Source organism: Xanthomonas sp. SHU 308 (assembly GCF_000364645.1).
Classification (GTDB): Bacteria; Pseudomonadota; Gammaproteobacteria; order Xanthomonadales; family Xanthomonadaceae; genus Xanthomonas_A; species Xanthomonas_A sontii.
In genome coordinates, this window is sequence record NZ_AQOK01000245.1 from 1 (window position 1) to 21,730 (window position 21,730).

Sequence of the window (21,730 nt, forward strand, 5' to 3'; positions counted from 1 at the left end):
CAAGGCCGGCTGAGCCGCGTCGCGCCCGCGGCCGGCGGTCGCCGGCCGCGACGCCTCGTCATTGCCCCGTGCTGTGCACCAGTAGTTGCTTGGCCAGCAGGCCGTGCAGCTTGCCGACGGCCCGCGCCAGGTGCAGCGTGACAAAGAGCAACACGACACCCAATGCGGTGGACAGCGGCAGCAGCCACAGACCTGCACCGGCGGCGCCGAGATCGCCGAACGCCACGCCAAGATAGAAGTGCTCGGGGAACAGCAGGCCCAGTGGTGCCGCGGCCAACCCCAGCGCGGTGCTGAGCAGGGTGACGAACACGGTGAAGTAGGCGATCCCCAGCGGCAGCATCAGCAGGAAATACAGCATCGTGGTCCAGGTGCGCGCATCGGTGAACATCTGCCCGATGCGCTGCAGCCACGGCTGTTGCGGCGCGCTGTACAGCGGCCGGCGTGGCATGCGCTCGCCCAGCAGGACTTCCACCACGCGGCCCTCCACCAGCGACAGCAGCCGCACCGACCCGAAGAACAGCACCAGCAGCGGCACCCCGACGATCAGGATCAGCAAGCCCGCCGACACGCTGACGCCGGTCACCAGCCAGGTGAAGTAGAAGATGCCGGTAACCAGCGACAGCAGCATGTAGAACAGGCTGCCGTAGGCGCGCGGGTCGGCGACCACGCCGAAGAAGCGGCCGGGCAACGATTTGCGCCTGGGCGGCGCCGGCGGCTTCAGCGCGCGGCTGACCGTGACCTCGGTATCGCGGTAGATCTCGGCCACCTCCTCCGGCGCGCCGTAGCTGCCGGCGACGCCGGCGATGACCTCGGCCTCGCTCTTGCCCGGCTGCTCGGCCAGCTCCGAGCGCAGGTATTCCTCCGCGTCGTACAGCGCGTCCTGGATCAGCGCGGGGTCGGCGCCGCCCAATGCCGCACGCAGTTGCGCCAGGTAGTCGGGAATGGTGGTCGGCAAGGGCCGCGGTGCGGTGTGTGCGCTGCTCATTCTGAAATCCCCTTCAGCACGGAATCGACGGAATCGCGGGTGGCGCGCCACGCCGCGGCCCATTGCCGCAGCGTGGAAAGACCCGCCGCGGTGATGCGGTAGTAACGCCGTGGCGGCCCCGCCACCGACGGCTCGACATGGCTGGACAGCAGCCCCGCCGCCTCTAGGTTGCGCAGCACCGGATACAGCGCACTCTGCTTGCCGCTGAGCACGCCCTCGCCCACCTGCTCCAGGCGCTTGGCGATGAGGTAGCCGTACAGCGGCGCCTCGGCCGCGGCCAGCACCGCCAGCAGGGCCAGCGACACGGTGCCGGCGCTCAGCTCCTTCTGGAATTTCTTCAGCTGTGCATCCGGCTCGACCATGACGCCCTCGCTAGGTTGAGCTAGATACTAGTAACGAGTTCAACATAGTGATCGTGCCATTGGTCATGCACGCCGCCCAGGCGCCGCGATTGCCGCGGCAAACGTTTCGACAACGTCGCGCGCCCTACACTCGTGACGGTTCCGTTCCACATGCATTCCAGGAGGTATCGCATGAGCCCGTCCCCCACCGAACAGCAACCCGGCCAGGCCACCGACCCGAGCTTCGCCAGTTCCGGCAACCAATACTCCGCTGGCCCGATCAAGCGGGATCCGAACGCTGGCGCAGGCTCGCTCGAGTACAGCCGTACGGTCACCGAAGCCAGGCGTGGCCCACTGGAGTACGCCTTGGTGCAGACCGGCAAGGTCGGCGCCGGCAGCAAACAGGAAGACGGCAAGACCGTGTTCAACGTGGAGATGGAGTTCACCCAGGGCCATCGCATCGAGGGCGCATTCAAGGCCGGGCGCCTGGCCGTCGACGGCAGCCTGACCCAGGCAGTCGGCGAGCGCGGCCGCTACGAGGTGCGCCTACCCGGCGAGGCCAAGGCCGAAGCCGCTGCCCAGGTGAATCCGTTCGACCCGCAGACCATCCCGGTGGACGGCAGCGTCAAGCTCGATGGCCAGGCCTTCGCCAAGACCTCGATGGAGGCGACGTTTCGCGGCTTGGCCACCTCCAGCGAGCGCACCGATGCGGCCGGCATGAGCTACGCCGTGCAGCGCGTGGACGAGCACAGCGTGCGCGTGGCGGTCGGCCCGACCCAGGCGCTGGAGCGGCTGGAGGCGGTCGGATTCAAGAACGACATCGCCCAGGCCATGCTCGGCCGCCAGGACGCGCTCGGCCAGGCGACCATGCGCACCGCCACCTTCGACCTGCGCGAGCCGCAGGCGCAAGCCGCCTATCGCGACTTCCTGGCCAGCGGCAAGCTCGCCGCCAACGTACCCGGCGTCAGCGACGTACAGAAGGTCGAAAGCCTCACGATGAGTTCGGAAACCCGTGCCCAACTCGCGGTAGGCCCGTTCAAGGCCGAGCTGGGCGGCCAGCGCAACACCGGGGAGAACGTGCGCACCACCTATGCCGACGGCAGCTACAGTCTGGTCGGCAAGGTGCAGTACGCCGGCAACGTGCCGATGACCATGACCCGCCAGTTCGACGCCGCGAACAACGAGCGCGTGGACGAACGCAGCTACCAGTTCAAGTTCGACAAGGTCGACGAGAACCAGGCGCAGCTGCTCAACTCGGTGCTCGCCGGCAAGGCCGGTGCCGCGGGTCCGGCGAAGGCCGGCCAGGACCTCACCCTGCACTTCTCCGAGCGGCAGATGGATGCGCTGCGTCAGCAGTACCAGCGCGCAGCGCAGGCCAGCCCGATGACCGCGCACGAGGCGGCGCAGTACGCCAAGCAAAGTCCGCAGGACTTCGCGATCGGCCTGGCGCGCAACCTGGGCAATTCCCAGTACGGCCTGAGCGAGCGCCTGTTCCGCGTGGCCGACAGCGCCGGCGGCACGCCGGGCGGCGATCTGCAACGCATCGACGCCAAGGCCGAAACGCCAGAGCAGAAGTCGCCGACGGCGCCGACACGCGCCACCGGCAGCGGGCCGGAGCCGCACGCCGCTGCCGCCGCCGACCCGCGGCAACAGGCGATGCAGCAGGCGATCGAGCGCAAGCTCACCCCGTACGACGCAAACGTCGCCAGCAACTTGCTGCTGGCGGCCAGGCGCGACGGCCTGACCCAGGTCGATCACGTGCTGCGCAACGACAACGGCCGCGTGTTCGCGGTGCAGGGCGACCCCAGCGCCGGCGACAAGCGGGTGGCCTACGTGGACGCCGCGCAGGCGGCCACCATCCCGGCGGCGGAAAGCGCCAGGCAACTGGCCGCGCTGCCGCCGCTGCCGAACCAGGCGCCGGTGCAGGACACACAGGAACCGCAGAAGCGCGCGCTGTCGTAGACAGCGCTGTCGGCGGCACGGCGGTCGCGCCATGCCGCCGGCACATTGGCAGCGGTCGCCGCTTCGGTGAGAATCGGGCGCTCACCGACCGGGCCGCCCTCATGCCGCTGCGCACTTCCCTGCTCGCCCTCGCGTTGTCGCTGTCCACCTTCGCCGCGTCGGCCGGGGCACCGCCGCCGGCCGTGCCCTACCGCAGCCCGCAACAGATCCTGGACGCATCCAAGCCCAGCGACTGGCGCACGCTGGATCCGGCCAACACGCTGTACCTGGAGCTGGACACCGGCCGGGTGATCATCGAACTGGCACCGGCGTTCGCGCCGCAGCACGTCGGCAACATCCGCACCCTGGCCCACGAGCACTTCTGGGACGGCCTGAGCATCTACCGCGCGCAGGACAATTTCGTGGTGCAGTTCGGCGACCCCGATGGCGAGGAAGCGGGCAAGGCCAAGTCGTTGGGCAGTGCCAAGACCCACCTGCCCGCCGAATTCCAGCGCCCGGCCGCGGGCCTGGCGTTCCAGCCCCTGCCCGACCGCGACGGCTGGGCGCCGCAGGTGGGCTTCGTCGACGGCTTTCCGGTGGCGCGCGATCCCAAGGCCGGCACCGCCTGGCTGGCGCACTGCTACGGCACGCTCGGCGCCGGTCGCAACAACGACGAGGACAGCAGCATCGGCGCCGAACTGTACGTGGTCACCGGGCAATCGCCGCGGCAACTGGACCGCAACATCACCGTGGTCGGCCGCGTGGTCAAGGGCATGGAACTGCTCAGCGTGATCCCGCGCGGACCTGACCCGATGGGCTTCTACGAAAAACCCGAACAACGCACCCCGATACGCGCCATCCGCCTGGCCAGCGACGTGCCGGAGAACGAGCGCACCCCGCTGCAATTGCTGCGCACGGATACGCGCACCTTCCGCGAAGTCGTCGAGGCGCGACGCAACCGCCGCGACGCGTTCTACAAGCGGCCTGCCGGGCACATCGACCTGTGCAATGTGCCGCTGCCGGTGCGTACGCCGCCGAAGTGACGCGTCATGCGCGCGACGGACGGTGCGCGCTCAGGCGCCGCCGACGCTGCGCCGCTGCGGTTGCTGCGCGTGCAGGAAGCGGGTGAACAGTTCGCGCGGCTGCTCCACGCCGCACTCGGTCAGCAGCATGGCGATGTTGCCGCGGTGGAAAGCGCCATGCGCGAGCACGTGGAACAGCATTTCCTCTCGGCTCATGCGGCCGGCATCGCCATCGGTGAAATGGAACGCCAGTGTCTGCTGCAAGGCGGGCGCGTCGATCCGGGCGACATAGTCGGCATACCACCGGTCCGATTCGGCCACCGCCGCACCCAGCGCCTCCAGTTCCGGCGTCTGCGGCGTATTGCTCGCGGTGAACGCATGCGTGACGCCCTCCAGGTGCGCAGCGAAGATCCGGTCCACCACGTAGGTATGGTTCAACAGCCGGATCGCGCGCTGCCGCTGCGCCGGAAACGCCGCACCATCGATCTGCGCCAGCGCCTGCAGCAGTTCGGCGTTGGCCCAGGCCTTGAAGGCGAACTGCGATGCGAGCAGGGAATCGGTCATTGCGTCGTTCTCCAGGCAAAGGGGGGACACGGAATTTGCGGCGCGCCGACGTCCTCGCGCACGCCTGCCAGTTGCGCCGCTACCGCGCGCGCTGACTGAAGGCGACGCTGCCCAGGATCAGCATGCCGGCCAGCAACATGGTCCAGGTCAGCGGCTCGCCGAGGATCGCCCAGGCCAGCAGCGCGCCGAACACCGGGACCAGGTAGGTCACCGTCGACGCGCGCGCCGGGCCGATGCGCTGGATCAACCGGTAGTACAACAGGAACGCCAGGCCGGTGCAGAGCACGCCCAGGCCGCCGGCGCAGGCCCAGGCCACCGCCGGCACCGGTGCGGCCGGCCAATGCGTCCAGGCCAGCGGCGCCAGCAGCAACGCGCTGCACCCCAGCGTGGACGCGGCCGCCGCGGCCGGCGGCAGATCGCTCATGTGCCGCTTCACCAGGCTGTAGCCGATGCCGTACAGCAGGGAGGCAGTGGTGCCGGCCAGCGCGGCGGGGCCCACGCTGATGCCGGCCGACTTGCCGGTGGCGAGCACCACGATGCCGGCGAAGCCGATCAACAGCGCCAGCGCGCGGCGCGTGCCGATCTTCTCGCCGAAAAACAGGAAGGCGATCAAGGCGGTGAACAGCACGGTCATCGCGTTGCAGATCGCGCCGATCGCCGCCGGCGCATGCTGCGCGCCCCAGGCGAAGAGCAGGAACGGCAGCGCCGAGTTGAGCAAGCCGATCGCCGCCAGGGTCGGCCAGCGCCGCAACGGGAAGCGCGCCCGCGCCAGCCACAGGAACGGCAGCAGCACCGCCGCGCCCAGCGCCAGGCGCAGTTCCACCAGCGCGTAGGCGCCGAACTGCGGCGCGGCCACGCGCATGAACAGGAACGAGCAGCCCCAGACGACGCCGAGGAAACCCAGTTCCAGCGGCGTGCGCCAGTCACGGGCGGGCGCGCCGTCGGATGCGGAGGCAGCAGCGGCGGAGGCGATGGCCGGCTGCAGGGAAGGATCGGAGGTTGGCATGGAAGAGGCTCGCGGTCGATCGGACACGCGCCGCAGCGGTCGTGCGACGCCACGCATCCGCTGCCGGCTGAGGACGCCGGGCGACGCATCCGCGCCGACTCCGCATCACCGCTTCCCGCCGCGCATGTCGTGTTCGGCTGCCAGCATCGCCCTGCGCCACGGGGCCGACAAGCGCGTAGTATCGTCGCGAGCCACAAATCTGCCGCGTGCCTGCTCATGCAACTGCGCCCGTCCCTGCTGCCCGCACTCGGCGTGTTCGCCGCCGCCGCGCGCCACCAGAACTTCGCCCATGCCGCGGAGGAACTGCATCTCACCGCCAGCGCGGTCAGCCACCATGTGCGGCGCCTGGAAGCCCTGCTCGGCGCCACGCTGTTCCAGCGCCACGCGCGCGGGGTCAAGCTGACCGCCGAGGGCCGGCAACTGGCCGATGCCGCCAGCGCGGCGCTGGCCGACATCGCCGCGGTCGCCGGCAACCTGCATCCGCAGGCCGACACCGCGCCGCTGCGCCTCACCACGCTGCGCTCGCTCTCGTACTGCTGGCTGCTGCCGCGCCTGCCGCGCTTCTGCCAGGCCTATCCGCACGTGCGGCTGGACATCCAGACCGATGCGGCGTTCTCGCGCTTCGAGGAGGGCGGCCCGGATCTTGGCATCCGCTACGGCCAGGGCGCCTGGCCGGGCCTGACCTCGCACCACCTGATGGACGACGAACTGTTCCCGGTGGCCTCGCCGGCTCTGCCGCAACTGGCGACGCTGCGCCGGCCCGAGCAGATCGCGCAGTTGCCGCTGCTCACCGACATGTCGCCGCAGGGCTGGCGCGACTGGTTCCGCGCCGCCGGCGTGCGCGGCGTGGCGCTGCCGCCGATGCACACCTTCAACGACAGCACCGATGCGATGCGCGCGGCGGTGTACGGCGTGGGCGCGGTGCTGGCACGCAAGCACATCGCCCAGCCCTACCTGCAGCGTTACGAACTGGTGCGTCTGCCCGGCCCGGCGCTGACCGCGCGCTATTCCTACTACATCGTGCATCCGACCCACCGCCTGCTCAGCCCGGCCGCCAGCCACTTCGTCGACTGGCTCAAGCGCGAGGCGCTGGACGAGCGCACGCCGATGCCGGCGCTGCCGGCGGAACTGCTCGGGCTGCCGCCGAAGGCGGGCTAGGGCGTGCCCCGCAGCGCGCACTATGCAGAAACGGCCCAGCGTCGATCGGCGCGCAGGAGCGGCTTCAGCCACGACCAGATCGTCTTGGCCGGCGATGTCGCGGCTGAAGCCGCTCTTACGGAAACCAACCGCTGGCACGCTGGCCGGCACCGCCGAAATCGCCCCCTCACCGCGCTGCTGCCGGCCGCGCGTGACCTGCCGCAACCGCTTCGGGCACCTGTACATGGCACTGATCGCCGCCGCGCATCGCCGCTACATCGCCCCGACGCTGCTGCGCGCGGCCGCGGAGGCGCTGCTGCTGCCCATCGCCGAGCATGCCGGGCCGGATGCGGTCGCGCCGATGCATTGAGCGCGTCATCACCCCGCCTTAGCCGATGCCTGCCTAGCCTGCGCCTTCCCCCCAAGAGGAAGGCCCATGCCCCAGCTCCGCATCCGCATCACCGGCAGCGAGGACGATGCCCGCGCCATCATCAACCTGCTGTCGAGCCTGGACGGCATCGAACACGTCGAGGAAATCGACGACCTGATGCCGCACATGGACGACGACGATTCCAGTTCCGCCGGCCTGCCCGACGACCAGGGCCCGGGCACCCACGAAGTGGAAGTGGAGGCCGGCAACGCCGCCACCGCCCAGAAGGTGCGCGAGGCCGTGGAAGCCCTGGCGTTCGAACTGGACGTGGTCGTGGAGTTCGAACAGGACGAAGGCTGAGGGCCTGCATCCGGGACGTTGCGCCGCATGGCGCAGCGTCCTGGCGTGCCCATGGCCAGCATCCTGGATTTCCAGAGGCGCCAGCCGTGCCTCAGGTACCCGACTTCAAGACGTCGGGACTGAAGTCCCTCCCACAGTGCTCCCAGCCAATGTATCGCGAGCCCCGGCAGAAGTCGTTTTTCTGTTGCTCAAGCTCGAGTGTCAGACGAGAAGAACGGTAGCAGCCGCTTCAGCCGCGACCCGCCCCCCAGCATCGTTCACGGCTGCTGGATGACGTGCCACCGTTCCGTCGCTAACGCGTGGCAACACCGCGCACACTCACCTCCATCCGCTCCCGCCCGATCCCATCGGACGGGAACAGCGCCTGTCTCCTAGGCCGAACGACGCCGACGTCGGCGCCAGGCGATCAGCCGCCAGAACGCATAGCCGAGCACCACGAATGGGGCCAGCCCCACCACCGCGCGAATCGCCCAGGCGATCGATCCGGCGAAGATTTCGCCGCTGTCGTGCAGCGCCTCGCCGATGTCGCTGCGACTCCGCTCGGCGGTCGGCGCCGAGAACGTCAACGTCACCCGCTGCGTATCCAGGCGCCGGCGCTGCTGTGCGGCTTCCTGGCTGGTGGCGAGCAGCTGCGTCTCCACCGCGGCCAGCTTCTCCGACAGCGCGATCATGTCGGCCACGCTGAGATCGCGGCGCTGCTGGAACTCCTGCAGGCGCCGCTGCTCGGCCTGCAGGCGCTGGCGCTGCGCCTCGTTGTCCTGCACCGCCTGCGCCAGGTCCTCGGCATGGGTGGTACGGCTCTCGATCTGGCCGCCCTGACCCGCCTGCGCGATCAACGGCTCGACCCCGGCCGGCGCGATCCGCACGCTGAGCTCACCGCGCGGCTGCTCGCCGCCGCGCTGCTCGACCTGCAACACGGTGCATGCGCCGAAACTGGATTTCAGGCAGCTTTCCTGGAGTTGCTTGAGGCGTGCGGGAATCTGCGCCACCGGCAATGCCACATCGACCTCGTGCTCATAGGCCAGGGACGGCATGGCGAAAGCGCCGGGACTCGGCGGCGGCGCTGCGACGGCTGCCTCTGCCGCCTGCGCTGCGGCCTCGGCGGCACCGGCCGCGCTACTGGCGGCATCGGCGGAATAGAGATGAGCGGCCGGCAGCGCCGCGCTCTCGCCGCCGCGGCTGCAGGCAGCGATCGACACCGCCAGCGCCAGGGAAGCGCCCCAGCGATACCAGCGCCCACGCGCAGGCGCTACGACAGCGAGCGTGCCAGCCGCTGCTGCGACGCCATCCGGATCGAACGCGGTGTCGCGTACGACATGGCCACGATGGCGACGTCCCTTGTCCTGCATTGCAGTGCTCCTGAATGGCGAAAGCGTCCAGGGTAATCCAATGGCAGGGGCGCTGGCAGCACGGCGCAGCTACCCTGGTGGATCGACCCACTCCAGGAACCCCGATGCGCAAGCACCTGCTCGCCGCCGCCCTGCTCGCCGCCCTCGCCGGCTGCCAGAAACCCGCCGACGCGCCTGCCGCCAGCAACGCCTCCGGCCAGGCCGCGGCAGCGCCCGACGCGGCCGCCGACGCCAGCTTCGCCGCACTGTCCAAGCGCGCCGTCGACACCTGGATGCAGCTGTCCCCGGTCGGCGCCACCCAGACCGGCGACCATCGCTACGACAGCGAACTGGACGACCTCAGCGCCGCCGGCCGGCAGAAGAGCCTGGACGCGAGCAAGCAGTTGCTGGCCGAGCTGGACAAGCTCGACGTCACCAAGCTCTCGCGCGAGAACCAGGTGGACGCGGCGATCCTGCGCAACCAGTTGCAGTCGGACATCTGGAACAGCGAGGTGGCACAAGGCTGGGCGACCGACCCGCAGGTCTACAACGGCCTGGCCGGCGGCGCGATCTACGGACTGATGGCGCGCGAGTTCGCGCCGCTGCCGGAGCGGCTGAAGTCGGCCACCGCGCGCATGGAGAAGATCCCGGCGCTGTTCGCGCAGGCGCGCGCCAACCTCGACCCGGCCCGCGTGTCGGAGATCAGCGCCAAGACCGTGGCCAAGCAGAACCGCGGCATCCTCAGCATCGTCGACAGCTTCATCGTCCCGCACATCCAGGAACTGCCGCAGGCCGACGCGCAGCGCCTGCAAGCGGCGATCGAGGGCCTGAAGAAGGCCGTGGCCGAACAGCAGACCTGGCTGGACCAGACCCTGGTGCCCAACGCCAAGGGCGACTTCCGCCTCGGCGCGGAGAAGTACGACCAGAAGCTGAAGTTCGCGCTCAACTCATCGCTGTCGCGCGCCGACATCAAGCAGCGCGCCGAGGCCGAGCTCTCGCGCGTGCGCCAGGACATGTACGGCATCGCCCGCACCGTGCTCAAGGACAAACCCGGCGCGCCGGCCCTGGTCGATGCGCCCAGCGACGAACAACAGCAGAAGGCGATCGAGGCGGCGCTGGAGCTGGCCTATGCGCAGCATCCGGCGCGCGACAAGGTGGTCGAGGCCGCCAAGGCCTCGCTGGCCGATGCCACCGACTTCGTGCGCAAGAAGGATCTGGTGACCCTGCCCGATGCGCCGGTGGACATCATCCTGATGCCCGAATTCCAGCGCGGCGTGGCGGTGGCGTACTGCGATTCGCCCGGCCCGCTGGACAAGAACCTGAAGACCTTCTACGCGGTGTCGCCGATCCCCGACGACTGGACTACGCAGCAGGCCGACTCGTTCCTGCGCGAGTACAACAGCCGCATGATCCACCTGCTGAGCATCCACGAGGGCGTGCCCGGGCATTACGTGGAAGGCTGGCATTCGGCCAAGTTCCCCTCCACCCTGCGCGGCGTGCTGCGCTCGGGCGTGTTCGCCGAAGGCTGGGCGGTGTACACCGAGCGGATGATGCAGGAGCAGGGTTATCTGGACAACGATCCGCTGTTCCACCTGGTGCAGCTGAAGTTCTATCTGCGCAGCATCGCCAACGCACTGCTCGACCAGGGCGTGCACGTGGACGGCTGGAGCAAGGAACAGGCGCTGCACCTGATGGTCCACGACACCTTCCAGCAGCAGAGCGAGGCCGAGGGCAAGTGGGTGCGCGCACAGCTGACCTCGGCGCAGCTGCCCACCTACTTCGTCGGCGTGCAGGAGCACCTGGACCTGCGCAAGGCGATGCAGGACAAGCTCGGCGACAAGTTCAACCTCAAGGCCTACCACGACCAGGTGCTGTCCTACGGCGCGCCGCCGGTGCGGTTCGTGCGCGAACTGATGCTGGACGAGCCGATCAAGTAGCCGGGATTGTGGGGTCGGGATGACGGGCCTGCGGCCGTGGTGAAGCCCTTGAGGATTGGCAAGCACGTCTGGCCCCTGCTGCTGCATGGTCGTTGATACGGGCGCGATACCGTGTCTGCGCGATGCGGGGTTGATGGGCTGTCGCTGCGCGCTGCCTCCCCCTCACCCCAACCCCTCTCCCGGAGGGAGAGGGGTTTTGGCCTCTCCCTTCTCCCCTCGGGAGAAGGTGCCCCGAAGGGGCGGATGAGGGTACGGGCGCCGCCTCGTGCAATCACACGGGTGCAGGCTGGTTTCGCGACGCTTCGCGGTGGCTTGCATTTTGTGCAGCGGCAGGCCAGAGGTGAGGCGCGAGGTCATGCACCTCCAGCGCGACGACGCCCGCTCATCGGTGCGCGCGGCGCACGCGTCGTCGATGCGTTCACCGGCTGGGCGTAACAACGCCACCATCTTCGCCAACGCGTTCGATCGACGGCCGCCACGACCGCACGACCTCACGCGAGTCAGCCCACGTGGTCTGCCGGCGTCTCGCTGCTCCACAACAGCATCGCGTCGCCGTAGCTGAAGAAGCGGTAGCGCTCGGCGATGGCGTGGCGATAGGCGGCGAAGATGCGCTCGCGGCCGGCGAAGGCCGAGACCATCATCAGCAGCGTGCTTTCCGGCAGATGGAAGTTGGTCACCATCGCGTCGACGCTGCGGATGCGATAGCCCGGCAGGATGAAGATCTGCGTCTCGCCGGCGAACGGATGCAGTTCGCCGTCCTTGGACGCGCTCTCCAGCGCGCGCACCACCGTGGTCCCCACCGCAATCACGCGCCCGCCTGCCGCGCGCGTGCGCCGCACCTGCTCGACCAGGCTGGCGCCGACGTTGAGCCACTCGCGATGCATCTGGTGCTGCTCCAGCGCTTCCACCCGCACCGGCTGGAAGGTGCCGGCACCGACGTGCAGGGTCACATGCCCGACCTCGACCCCGCGCTGCTGCAGCGCCTGCAGCAAGGGCGCGTCGAAATGCAGCCCGGCGGTCGGCGCGGCGACCGCGCCAGCCTCGCGCGCGAACACGGTCTGGTAGCGCTCGCGGTCGTCCAGGCCCGGCTCGCGGCGGATGTACGGCGGCAACGGCAAGCGTCCGGCCTGCTGCAGCCAGTGCTCCAGCGCGCCGTCCACATGGAACTGCAACTGGTAGAACTCGCCATCGCGGCCCAGCACCTCGGCCTCGCCGCCGGCATCCAGCGCGATGCGTGCGCCGGCCTTGGGCGACTTGCTCACGCCCAGTTGCGCCCGCGCGCGCTGGCCGCCGAGCAGCCGTTCGATCAGGATCTCGACCCGCCCGCCGGTGCTTTTCTGCCCGAACAGCCGCGCCGGGATCACCCGCGTGTCGTTGAAGATCAGCAGGTCGCCGGCACGCAGCAACTCTGGCAGGTCGCGCACATACCCATCGGCGAAGGCCGCCGGCGCCGGCGGCACCAGCAGTAGCCGGCTGGCCGAGCGCTCGGCCAGCGGTTCCTGCGCGATCAGGTCTTCAGGCAGGTCGTAGTGGAAATCGGACTTTTTCAAGGCGCCGGGGGAGATCGGGAATGGGGCCGGCCATTGTAGCGGCGCCGGGATTGGGCATTCGGGATTAGGGATTCGCTGAAGCAGAAGCGGGATCCCGCTCTTGCGAATCCCCAATCCCCAATCCCGAATCCCGAATCCCAGCGCTTCAGCGCTCGAATTTTGTGGACAGAATGATCGACGAGGTAGTGCGCTCCACCCCGTCCAGCGCGCCGATGCGGTCGGTCAGTTCGTCCATGTCGTTGACGCCCGGCACCACGCCGAGCGCGATCAGGTCGAAGGAGCCGCTGACCGAATGCAGCACGCGCACCGCATCGATCTCGCGCAGTGCCTTGACCACCGAGGTCATCTTCTTCGGCAGCACGGTGATCAGGATGTGCGCGCGGATATGGCCCTGTTCGTAGTCGTCGCGGGTGCGCACGGTATAGCCGCAGATCACGCCCTCGCGCTCCAGGCGCTCGATCCGGCTCTGCACGGTGGTCCGCGACACGCCCAGGCGACGGGCGATCTGGGCGGTGGAGGCGCGCGCGTCCTCGCGCAGCAGCGACAGCAGGGCATCATCGGAGGCGGTGATCTTCATGACCACCGATTTTCGTCGAATCGACGAAAATGCGTCAATTCCTGCACGGATTTACGCTGCCATTCGACGATCCTGTCCCGATAATAGATAGGATCGTCGCCAGACAGCCCGCCTTCAGGAGATCTCCATGACCGTACTCGCCCCCCTCGCCCCGCTCCGTGCCCACGCCGGCGATCGCCTGACCCAGGGCCTGGACGACGCCAGCATCGAGCGCCTGGCGGCCTCGCATCCGTCGCTGCGCGCGGCGATCGACGCAGCCGGAGCGGACTACGCGCGCATCGCCGCGGAGTTCGGCGACCTGCTCGACCTCGACGAGGCCGAGCAGATCCGCCGCCTGCAGGCCGGGTTCGTCAATTTCTACGCCGACGACGCGGTGACCCCGTACGTGGCGCTGAGCGCGCGCGGCCCGTGGGTGGTCACGCTGAAGGGCGCGGTGCTGTACGACGCCGGCGGCTACGGCATGCTCGGCTTCGGCCACACCCCGGAGGCAGTGCTGGAGGCGATGGCACGGCCGCAGGTAATGGCCAACGTGATGACCCCCAACCTGTCGCAGCTGCGCTTCGAGCGCGCGCTGCGTGCGGAGATCGGCCACCGTCGCGGCGGCTGTCCGTACGCCCGCTTCATGTGCCTCAATTCCGGTTCCGAATCGGTGGGCCTGGCCGCACGCATCGTCGACATCAACGCCAAGCTGCAGACCGATCCGGGCGCACGCCACGCCGGCGCCAAGATCAAGCGCCTGGTGGTCAAGGGCAGCTTCCACGGCCGCACCGACCGGCCAGGCATGTACTCCGACTCCAGCCGCAAGACCTATCTGCAGCACCTGGCCAGCTACCGCGGCGACGATGGGCTGATCGCCATCGCGCCCTACGACGTGGACGCGCTGCGCCGCGCCTTCGCCGAGGCCGAGCAGCACGGCTGGTTCATCGAGGCGGTGTTCCTGGAGCCGGTGATGGGCGAAGGCGACCCCGGCCGCGCGCTGCCGCCGGCGTTCTATGCCGCCGCGCGCGAACTGACCCGCACCCACGGCAGCCTGCTGCTGGTCGACTCGATCCAGGCCGGCCTGCGCGCGCACGGCGTGCTGTCGGTGGTGGACTATCCCGGCTTCGAGCAGCTCGACCCGCCGGACCTGGAAACCTATTCGAAGGCGCTCAACGCCGCGCAGTACCCGCTGTCGGTGCTGGCGGTGACCGAGCACGCGGCGCAGGTGTATCGCAAGGGCACCTACGGCAACACCATGACCAGCAACCCGCGCGCGCTCGACGTCGCTACCGCGACCCTGGCGCAGTTGACCCCGCAGGTGCGCGCCAACATCCGCGAGCGCGGCGCCGAGGCGGTGCAGAAGCTGGAGAAGCTCAAGGCCGAACTCGGCGGCGCCATCACCCAGGTGCAGGGCACCGGCCTGCTGTTCTCCTGCGCGCTGGCCCCGCAGTACAAGTGCTACGGCGCCGGCTCCACCGAGGAGTGGTTGCGCCAGCACGGCGTCAACGTGATCCACGGCGGCGAGAACTCGCTGCGCTTCACCCCGCACTTCGCGATGGACAGCGAAGAGCTGGATCTGCTGGTCGGGCTCATCGGCCGCGCCCTGCGCGAAGGCCCGCGCGTGGCACAGGCCGCGGCGGCCTGAACCCCGCTGCTTGCGGTGCCGCAGGACGGCGCCGCAAGCGGCCAATCCCGACAGCATTGGCGCGTGCCGCCCTTGCACAGAGGGCGAGTACCGGCCTGGCTTCGTGGTCCGCCGACACTGGCGACGCTCATGGCGACACGCGATCTGGCACTGCCACACCCGCTCCTTCGGCATACCTCGAAACGCACCTGGTGCGACGATCCGGCAGCGACAGTGCGCCGTCGGTACCACGCCATCTCCAGGCAGCATCGGCTGCCTGACACCGGCTTGCCTCGCTACCGCCCCTAGGTCGGACTTCCACGTACCCGCAGCGCCCGTCTGGTCGGAGCTGGCGTCGCGCGCCCGCACGGACGGGCCCTAAACCACTCAGTGCCGGGTCCTTTGGCCGATTGCGCGCCTTGGTCGATGGGCCGCATTTTCTGGCGAGTCCGCCTATCCGAACCGCGGCGGACCGGTACCGATGACAAAGAGATTGCAAACAATTCGCATTTGCATGGAAAATGAACGAACTGCCTGCATCGCATGCGCGGCAGACACCGTTTCGCCCAGCCGCCCGATCTCGCCGCCGCGGCCGCTCCCACTGGGGGGACGGCCGCTGTCCGCGATCGGGGTGCCGTCCCTCCTGCAAACCGAACCGCCCATGACCTCTCCGATCAAGCGCCGCAAACACGCCGTGACCCGCCAGGCCGCCGCACCGACCCTCACCACCGCCGTGCTGCTCGGCGGGCTGAGCCTGCTTTCCCCCGCGCATGCGGACACCGGCGACCAGCCCACCACCCTGGACAAGGTCGACGTGCAGGCCCAGCGCGCCAAGCGCTACCTGGTGGAAGTGCCGGACTCGCCGAAGTTCACCCAGCCGCTGATCGACACCCCGCAGACCCTCAACATCATCGGCAAGGACCTGTTCAACGAACAAGGCGCCACCACCCTCACCGAAGCGCTGCGCAACAGCCCGGGCGTGGGCACGTTCTATGTGGGCGAGAACGGCAACACCAGCACCGGCGATGCGATCTACATGCGCGGCTTCGACAGTTCCAGCAGCATCTTCGTCGACGGGTTGCGCGACCTCGGCTCGATCTCGCGCGACGTGTTCAACATCGAGCAGATCGAGGTCGAGAAAGGCCCGGCCGGCACCGACAACGGCCGCAGCGCGCCGACCGGCGCGATCAACCTGGTCAGCAAGCAGGCGCACCTGGACAACGCCAGCAGCGCCACGCTGTCCGGCGGCGACCATGGCCAGCGCCGCGCCACCGCGGACTGGAACCAGGCGCTGGGCGCCAGCAGCGCGCTGCGGTTGAACGTGATGGGCCAGGACAGCGACGCCATCGGCCGCGACCATGTCGCCAACAAGCGCTGGGGCCTGGCCTCGTCGCTGGCGTTCGGCCTGGGCACCGACACGCGCTACCTGCTCGACCTGCTGTACGTGAAGCAGGACAACGTGCCCGACGGCGGCGTGCCGACGATCGGCCTGCCCGGCTACAGCTCGCCCGACCCCGCACGGCCGTGGCTCGGCGGCGCGGCGCGCGTGGACAGCAGCAACTTCTACGGCACCCGCGACGACCACGACGACGTGACCGCGAAGATGGCCACCTTCCGCATCGAGCACGACGTGTCCGACACGGTCAAGCTGACCAATACCGCGCGCTGGGGCCGCAACGACCAGAACTACCTGCTGTTCGCGTTCATGCCCAACGCCGCCAACCTGCGCACGCCGAATCCGGCGGATCCTGCGACCTGGACGGTGCTGCGCAGCCTGCCGACCTTCAAGGACCAGCAGTACACCACCCTCGCCGACCAGTTGAACCTGCGCGTGGACTTCGCCACCGGCGCAGTGCAGCACAACCTCAGCACCGGCGTGGAAGCCTCGCGCGAGGAACTGCGCAGCTGGGGCCACAACATCGTCGACCGCGCCGCCTGGCTGGCGGCCAATCCGGCCAACCTGTATGCGCCGGACTGGAACACCACGCCGCTGCGCACCGCGCGCAACGGCGCGCGCAGCCATGGCACCACCACCACCTACTCGGCCTATGCCTTCGACACGCTGAAGTTCGGCGACAGCTTCCTGGTCACCGCCGGAGTGCGCGCGGATCGCTACAAGACCGACTTCGACAGCCTGGTGTGCAGTTCCGCCACCGCCACCGCCGCGCCCTGCACCACCGTGGTCGGCCTGGACACCGACATCGCCGACACGCTGTTCAGCTGGAAGCTCGGCGCGGTCTACAAGGCCAACGAGGACGTGAGCGTATACGCCAACTTCGCCACCTCGCAGCAACCGCCCGGCGGCAGCACGCTGGAACTGAGCGCCTCGGCCAACAACGCCAACAATCCGCGCTTCGATCCGCAGAAGGCCAAGACCGCCGAAGTCGGCACGAAATGGAACTTCCTCGACGACGCGCTGTTCGCGACGCTGGCACTGTTCCGTACCGACGTGAACAACGAGATCGTGCAGGGCAGCGACGGGCTGTACTACCAGAGCGGCGCGAAGCGCGTGCAGGGCATCGAACTGTCGGCGGTCGGCAAGCTGACCGAGCGCTGGTCGCTGTCCAGCGGCTACACCAAGCTGGATGCGCGGGTGCGCCAGGGCACGACCGTCTCGCAGGACGGCAGCCAGGATCTGGCCTACACGCCGGACAGCGCGTTCACTGCCTGGACCACCTATACCCTGCCGTTCGGGCTGACCGTCGGCGGCGGCGTGCGCTACTCGGGCGAGATGAAGCGCGGCCGCGACGGCGCGGTCGGCACGCCGGCGTTCGTGAAGTCGTACACCGTGTGGGACGCGGTGCTGAGCTACCCGGTCAACGACCACGTGGCGCTGCGCCTGAACGCCTACAACCTGTTCGACAAGGACTACATCGCCGCCATCAACAAGAGCGGCTTCCGCTACACGCCCGGCGCGCCGCGCTCGGTGCTGCTGACTGCCGAGGTCCGCTTCTGAGCGACCGCGCCTGCCAACGCGCGGTGGACGCCCTATCCTGGGCGTCCACCGCCGGAGCGCCCCATGCTGCTGCACATTCCCGACATCCTCACCACCACTGAGGTCGCACGGTTTCGCCAGGCACTGGAGACCGCCGACTGGGTGGACGGCCGCGAAACGGTCGGCGCGCAGGGCGCTCAGGTCAAGCGCAACCTGCAACTGGCCGACGCCTCGCCGCTGAAGCAGGAGCTCGGCCAGGCGGTGCTGAGCGCGCTGGCGCGCAGCCCGCTGTACTTCGCCGCGGCGCTGCCGCTGCGCACCATCCCGCCGCGCTTCAATCGCTACAGCGGCGGCGGCAGCTACGGCCTGCACGTCGACGGCGCAGTGATGACCCAGGCCGCCAGCGCCGCGCAGCCGGCGCTGACCGTGCGCAGCGACCTGTCCTGCACCCTGTTCCTGAGTGCGCCGGAGGAGTACGACGGCGGCGAACTGCTGATCCACGACACCTACGGCGAGCACGAGGTCAAGCTGCCCGCCGGCGACCTGATCCTGTATCCGTCCAGCAGCCTGCACCGGGTCGCGCCGGTGACCCGCGGCGCGCGCATGGCATCGTTCTTCTGGGTGCAGAGCCTGGTGCGCGACGCCGGCCGACGGCAGACCCTGTTCGACCTGGACACCGCGATCCAGGCGCTGACCGCCAGCGGCGCGGACGCGGCGGCGCTGCTGCGCCTGACCAACGTCTACCACAACCTGCTGCGCGACTGGTCGGAGACATGAGCGGGCGTGGCGACCGGAACGCCGAACATGCCGCCGGCACACAGTCGCGCAGCGTAGGGCACCTGCGCGCTGCCGTTGTACGGTCGCGCTGCGTCGACGCGTGAGTCGCCCCGCTTCACCGACCGCAGTCCGCGCCAGCGCCGGCATCGCCACGCTGCACGGCAGCAGCATGGGCACGCGCTGGAGCGCCAGGCTGCTGACGCGCCAACGCAGCGACCTGCACGCACTGCGCGATGCGATCCAGGCGCAGCTCGATCTGGTCGTCGCGCAGATGAGTACGTGGGACGCGCAATCGGATCTCAGCCGCTACAACCGCGCCGACGCCGATACCTGGCACGCCTTGCCCGCCGCGTTCGACACGGTGCTGCGCTGCGCGCTGGAAGTGGCGCATCGCAGCGGCGGCGCCTTCGATCCCACGATCGGCGCCGTGGTCGGCGCGTGGGGTTTCGGTGCCACCGCCGGGGATCGGCGGGTGCCGGAGTCCGCCGCACTGCAACAGGCCCGCGCCGCGGGCGACTGGCGCCGACTGACCGTCGACGACGCGGGCCGCTGGCACCAGCCGGGCGGGCTGCATCTGGATCTGTCGGCGATCGCCAAGGGCTACGGCGTCGACCTGGCGGCGACGGCGCTGCGTGCGCATGGCGTGGAAAGCGCACTGGTCGAGGTCGGCGGCGATCTCTATGGCTACGGCCGCAAGCCGGACGCGCAGCCGTGGCGGGTGTTGATCGAGGCCGCTGCGGATGAGGAGGTGCATGGCGATGCATCGCCGCGCGCGCTCGCGGTCGACGGTCTGGCGGTGGCCACCTCCGGCGACCGCTGGCGCCACTTCGAACAGGACGGACGACGCTATGGACACCTGCTGGATCCGCGTCGCGGCCGACCGATCGCCGCGACGCTGGCCGCGGTGACGGTGGTGGCTGCCGATGCCATGCGTGCCGATGCCTGGGCCACTGCCCTGAGCGTGCTCGGTGTGGAAGCCGGGCTGGCCTGCGCCGAACGCGAAGGACTGGCGGTGCGCTTCCTGGTGCGCCAGGACGGCGCAGTGCAGGAACGGCTCAGCAGCGGCTTCGCGGCGTTAGCAAGGGGCTGAGCGCGGCGCGCTGCTCGATGAGCCGCGGCCGGGAGAACACCAGGGCACCGCGCGAGACCTCGCGCCGGCGTGTTCCGGACAACGCGCCGCGACCCGACCGCCACTGCTACGGTGGCGGCTTCGGCCGCGGCGACGCCAGGAACGCCACGCCGTCGCGCCATCAGCGCGACGCCGGCAGCCCCATGCGCTGCAGCTCGAACACATAGCCCTTGCCGCGTACCGTGCGGATCCATTGCGGCACCAGCGGGTCGTCGCCGAGCTTCTGGCGCAGCCGCGAGACCTGCAGATCGATGCCGCGGCTGCCCGCAGGCATGCTGGCCTCGCCGTCGCCCAGCGCGGTGCGCAGCGTCTCACGCGTGAGCACCTCGCCCGGCTGCTCCAGGAACACCGCCATCAGCCGCAGTTCGCCGGGCGACAGCGGGATCGTCCGCCCGTCCGGCGCCACCGCCTGGTGCCGCGCGGCATCGACCTGCCAGCCGCCATGCGCCGCTGCCGGCGGCTGGGTCGCGCGCACCCGACGCAGCACCGCGTTGAGCCGCGCCACCAGTTCGCGCAGGTCGGGCGGCCGCACCAGGAAGTCGTCCGCGCCCAGATCCAGCCCGATCACCCGGTCCACCGGCTCGGCGCGGTCGGCCATCATCACGATGGCGATGTCGCCGCGGTCACGCAGTTGCCGGCACAAGCGCAGGCCCTCGGCACCGTCGAGGCCGGCATCGAGCACCACCGCGTCGTAATGCCCGGCCGCCAGTTGCGCCTGCAGGTGCGGCGCACTGTCAGCGTCGTGGGCCTGCAGGTTGAAACACGCCAGGTAATCGCGAATCCGGTCGCGCAAGACCGCGTCCGCGTCCGCCACCAGAATTTTCGCCAACCACCTGTTGTCCGAGAGCACCTGTCGGCTTCCGCTGTACGGCCCGGATGGCCGCGTTCGCGCATTGGACGCGGTCGGCGTCGACGCTGCAAGAGCCGCGCGCGTGGTGGAGCGGGCTCAGTCCGCCGGCGTCGGCAGGGCCTCGATGCGCATCGCCAACACCTCCCCGCCCCCGCTCAAAGCAAAGCGGCGCCTGGCATCGGCGGCCAACCAGGCGCTGTCGCCGGCCGCCAATGGCGGCAGTCCGCTGGCCGCATCGAACTGCGCTTGCCCTGCCAGAAGATGAACGGCCCAGGCGACAGCGGGTTCGGCGAAGAACAGCATCGGCCCGACCAGCGGCCGGTGCAGCAGTTGCGTGCGCAGCCGGTCGCGTCGCCACATGAGGTTGAAATCGTGGGTCGGCCCGTCCAGCAACTCGCCGCGCAGCGGCCGCTCGCCGGCGAAGCGCAGGCGCGCGCAAGGATCCTGCAGCACCTGTTCCTCGCCGTCGTCGAAACGCAGGCGCACGCCGTTGCCACGCAGCAGGACCAGTTCGCGGTCGATCCCGGGGAAAGGCGAAAAGGCGGCATCCTGCTCGATCTCGGCGATGGACAGGCGCAGCACCCAGTCATCGCCGGCGGCCGGCAGACGCAGGATCTCCCGGGTCCAGCCCAGGCCGTTGCGCCAGCGTTCGCGGCGATACTCATTGGCGGGGATCACCCGCGCGGGCAGCATGCACCAGTCCATGCGCGCATTCTGCACGATCAAGGCAAGCGGCCTGTCCTTGGCCAGCCCGAATATGCGACGCAGGAGGCGCCATGGCGCCCAAAAAAACATCGCCCGGCTGCACGTCACTGTGCAACGCCGGGCGACGATGTACCTCCCTGTCGGCTTCCTGCCTTCCCCCTTCGCATCCTGCTCAGTGAGGCTGCGGCCGCGCGTCCAGCGCCGGCCCTATCCTTTCGTTGCAAATCCCTTTAACGCCTTTCCACCGGCTTGGCAGCTGCCTGCTTGGCGGCTGTCGGTGCGGGTGCCTTCGTGGCGCCCACATCGATCCGGTCGCGGTTCCGCTCGACCGTCTTGAGTCCGATGCCTTTCACCAGTGCCAGTTCCTCGGCGCTCTTGAAAGGTCCGTGCGCCTGCCGGTAGTCGACGATCGCCTGGGCCTTGGAGGCCCCCACGTTCACCAACACCTGGTCGATTTCCTCCGCTCCAGCGGAGTTGATGTTGACCTTGTCCGCGGCGAGCGCGGAACCGGACAGCATCAGGGCAACGACCAGCGACTTCAGGACCACGATAAAAGACTGCATGGCAACGCTCCTTGTGACTTGGATGGGGACTTCGCCGGCCTTTCCTGCCG

20 protein-coding genes are annotated in these 21,730 nt (G+C 69.5%); 10 read left to right on the forward strand and 10 right to left on the reverse strand.

Features of this window, described 5'->3' with window-relative positions:
- Window positions 1-58 precede the first annotated feature (58 nt).
- Window positions 59-985: a sensor domain-containing protein gene (locus tag D588_RS0109180; protein ID WP_017915763.1), complete on the reverse strand. Its 927-nt coding sequence runs from the start codon at window positions 983-985 to the stop codon at window positions 59-61.
- Window positions 982-1,347, reverse strand: a complete 366-nt coding sequence (locus tag D588_RS0109185) for a PadR family transcriptional regulator (protein ID WP_017908804.1) — start codon at window positions 1,345-1,347, stop codon at window positions 982-984. Before D588_RS0109185 ends, D588_RS0109180 begins: the two co-directional genes overlap by 4 nt.
- 171 nt (window positions 1,348-1,518) lie before the next feature.
- Here D588_RS0109185 and D588_RS0109190 point away from each other — a divergent pair, with 171 nt between their 5' ends.
- Together D588_RS0109190 and D588_RS0109195 are read left to right on the forward strand one after the other, a co-directional pair.
- On the forward strand, window positions 1,519-3,288 hold the full coding sequence (locus D588_RS0109190; RefSeq protein WP_017915764.1) for an XVIPCD domain-containing protein: 1,770 nt from the start codon (window positions 1,519-1,521) through the stop codon (window positions 3,286-3,288).
- A gap of 101 nt (window positions 3,289-3,389) precedes the next feature.
- A complete protein-coding gene (locus D588_RS0109195) occupies window positions 3,390-4,310 on the forward strand; it encodes a peptidylprolyl isomerase (RefSeq protein WP_017915765.1) in 921 nt (306 codons plus the stop codon).
- Window positions 4,311-4,340: 30 nt separating this feature from the next.
- On the opposite strand, the gene D588_RS0109200 is transcribed toward D588_RS0109195, so the two are convergent.
- Together D588_RS0109200 and D588_RS0109205 are read right to left on the reverse strand one after the other, a co-directional pair.
- Window positions 4,341-4,853, reverse strand: coding sequence for a DinB family protein (locus D588_RS0109200; RefSeq protein WP_017915766.1), 513 nt, complete (start codon window positions 4,851-4,853; stop codon window positions 4,341-4,343).
- 79 nt (window positions 4,854-4,932) lie between these two features.
- Window positions 4,933-5,859, reverse strand: a complete 927-nt coding sequence (locus D588_RS0109205) for a DMT family transporter (RefSeq protein WP_017915767.1) — start codon at window positions 5,857-5,859, stop codon at window positions 4,933-4,935.
- A gap of 216 nt (window positions 5,860-6,075) precedes the next feature.
- On the opposite strand from D588_RS0109205, the gene D588_RS0109210 reads away from it, so the two are divergent.
- The 3 genes from D588_RS0109210 (at window position 6,076) to D588_RS0109220 (ending at window position 7,726) form a co-directional block, all read left to right on the forward strand.
- The gene (locus tag D588_RS0109210; protein WP_017908809.1) at window positions 6,076-7,017 is read left to right on the forward strand and encodes a LysR substrate-binding domain-containing protein; all 942 of its coding nucleotides are present in this window, start codon (window positions 6,076-6,078) and stop codon (window positions 7,015-7,017) included.
- Window positions 7,018-7,111: 94 nt separating this feature from the next.
- The gene (locus tag D588_RS28490) at window positions 7,112-7,366 is read left to right on the forward strand and encodes a hypothetical protein (protein WP_087963668.1); all 255 of its coding nucleotides are present in this window, start codon (window positions 7,112-7,114) and stop codon (window positions 7,364-7,366) included.
- Window positions 7,367-7,432: 66 nt separating this feature from the next.
- Entirely contained in the window at window positions 7,433-7,726 is a 294-nt protein-coding gene (locus tag D588_RS0109220; RefSeq protein WP_017909065.1) for a hypothetical protein, read from the forward strand.
- Window positions 7,727-8,097: 371 nt separating this feature from the next.
- Here the strand turns inward: D588_RS0109220 and D588_RS0109225 are convergent, their stop codons facing one another.
- Entirely contained in the window at window positions 8,098-8,925 is an 828-nt protein-coding gene (locus D588_RS0109225) for a DUF4349 domain-containing protein (RefSeq protein WP_017915769.1), read from the reverse strand.
- A gap of 254 nt (window positions 8,926-9,179) precedes the next feature.
- Between D588_RS0109225 and D588_RS0109230 the strand changes: the two genes are divergently transcribed.
- Complete coding sequence (locus D588_RS0109230) at window positions 9,180-10,991, forward strand: DUF885 domain-containing protein (RefSeq protein WP_017915770.1); 1,812 nt, start codon at window positions 9,180-9,182, stop codon at window positions 10,989-10,991.
- 500 nt (window positions 10,992-11,491) lie between these two features.
- Here the strand turns inward: D588_RS0109230 and queA are convergent, their stop codons facing one another.
- Together queA and D588_RS0109240 are read right to left on the reverse strand one after the other, a co-directional pair.
- Window positions 11,492-12,541, reverse strand: a complete 1,050-nt coding sequence (queA, locus tag D588_RS0109235) for a tRNA preQ1(34) S-adenosylmethionine ribosyltransferase-isomerase QueA (RefSeq protein WP_017915771.1) — start codon at window positions 12,539-12,541, stop codon at window positions 11,492-11,494.
- A 145-nt stretch (window positions 12,542-12,686) separates the two neighbouring features.
- Entirely contained in the window at window positions 12,687-13,118 is a 432-nt protein-coding gene (locus D588_RS0109240; RefSeq protein WP_017909210.1) for an Lrp/AsnC family transcriptional regulator, read from the reverse strand.
- A gap of 127 nt (window positions 13,119-13,245) precedes the next feature.
- Here D588_RS0109240 and D588_RS0109245 point away from each other — a divergent pair, with 127 nt between their 5' ends.
- The 4 genes from D588_RS0109245 to D588_RS0109260 all read left to right on the forward strand — a co-directional run bounded on the left by D588_RS0109245 (window position 13,246) and on the right by D588_RS0109260 (window position 19,523).
- On the forward strand, window positions 13,246-14,742 hold the full coding sequence (locus tag D588_RS0109245; RefSeq protein WP_017915772.1) for an aminotransferase class III-fold pyridoxal phosphate-dependent enzyme: 1,497 nt from the start codon (window positions 13,246-13,248) through the stop codon (window positions 14,740-14,742).
- A 640-nt stretch (window positions 14,743-15,382) separates the two neighbouring features.
- Complete coding sequence (locus tag D588_RS0109250) at window positions 15,383-17,677, forward strand: catecholate siderophore receptor Fiu (protein WP_017915773.1); 2,295 nt, start codon at window positions 15,383-15,385, stop codon at window positions 17,675-17,677.
- 63 nt (window positions 17,678-17,740) lie between these two features.
- Window positions 17,741-18,433, forward strand: a complete 693-nt coding sequence (locus D588_RS0109255) for a Fe2+-dependent dioxygenase (RefSeq protein ID WP_017915774.1) — start codon at window positions 17,741-17,743, stop codon at window positions 18,431-18,433.
- Window positions 18,434-18,602: 169 nt separating this feature from the next.
- Window positions 18,603-19,523, forward strand: a complete 921-nt coding sequence (locus tag D588_RS0109260; RefSeq protein WP_017915775.1) for an FAD:protein FMN transferase — start codon at window positions 18,603-18,605, stop codon at window positions 19,521-19,523.
- Between the two features lie 160 nt (window positions 19,524-19,683).
- On the opposite strand, the gene D588_RS0109265 is transcribed toward D588_RS0109260, so the two are convergent.
- The 3 genes from D588_RS0109265 to D588_RS0109275 form a co-directional block, all read right to left on the reverse strand.
- Entirely contained in the window at window positions 19,684-20,376 is a 693-nt protein-coding gene (locus D588_RS0109265) for a response regulator transcription factor (protein WP_017913796.1), read from the reverse strand.
- A 132-nt stretch (window positions 20,377-20,508) separates the two neighbouring features.
- Window positions 20,509-21,117 (reverse strand): HutD family protein, encoded by a 609-nt coding sequence (locus D588_RS0109270; RefSeq protein WP_026143544.1) that lies wholly within the window; start codon window positions 21,115-21,117, stop codon window positions 20,509-20,511.
- A gap of 230 nt (window positions 21,118-21,347) precedes the next feature.
- Window positions 21,348-21,680, reverse strand: coding sequence for a ComEA family DNA-binding protein (locus D588_RS0109275; RefSeq protein ID WP_017909203.1), 333 nt, complete (start codon window positions 21,678-21,680; stop codon window positions 21,348-21,350).
- Between the last annotated feature and the right edge of the window lie 50 nt (window positions 21,681-21,730).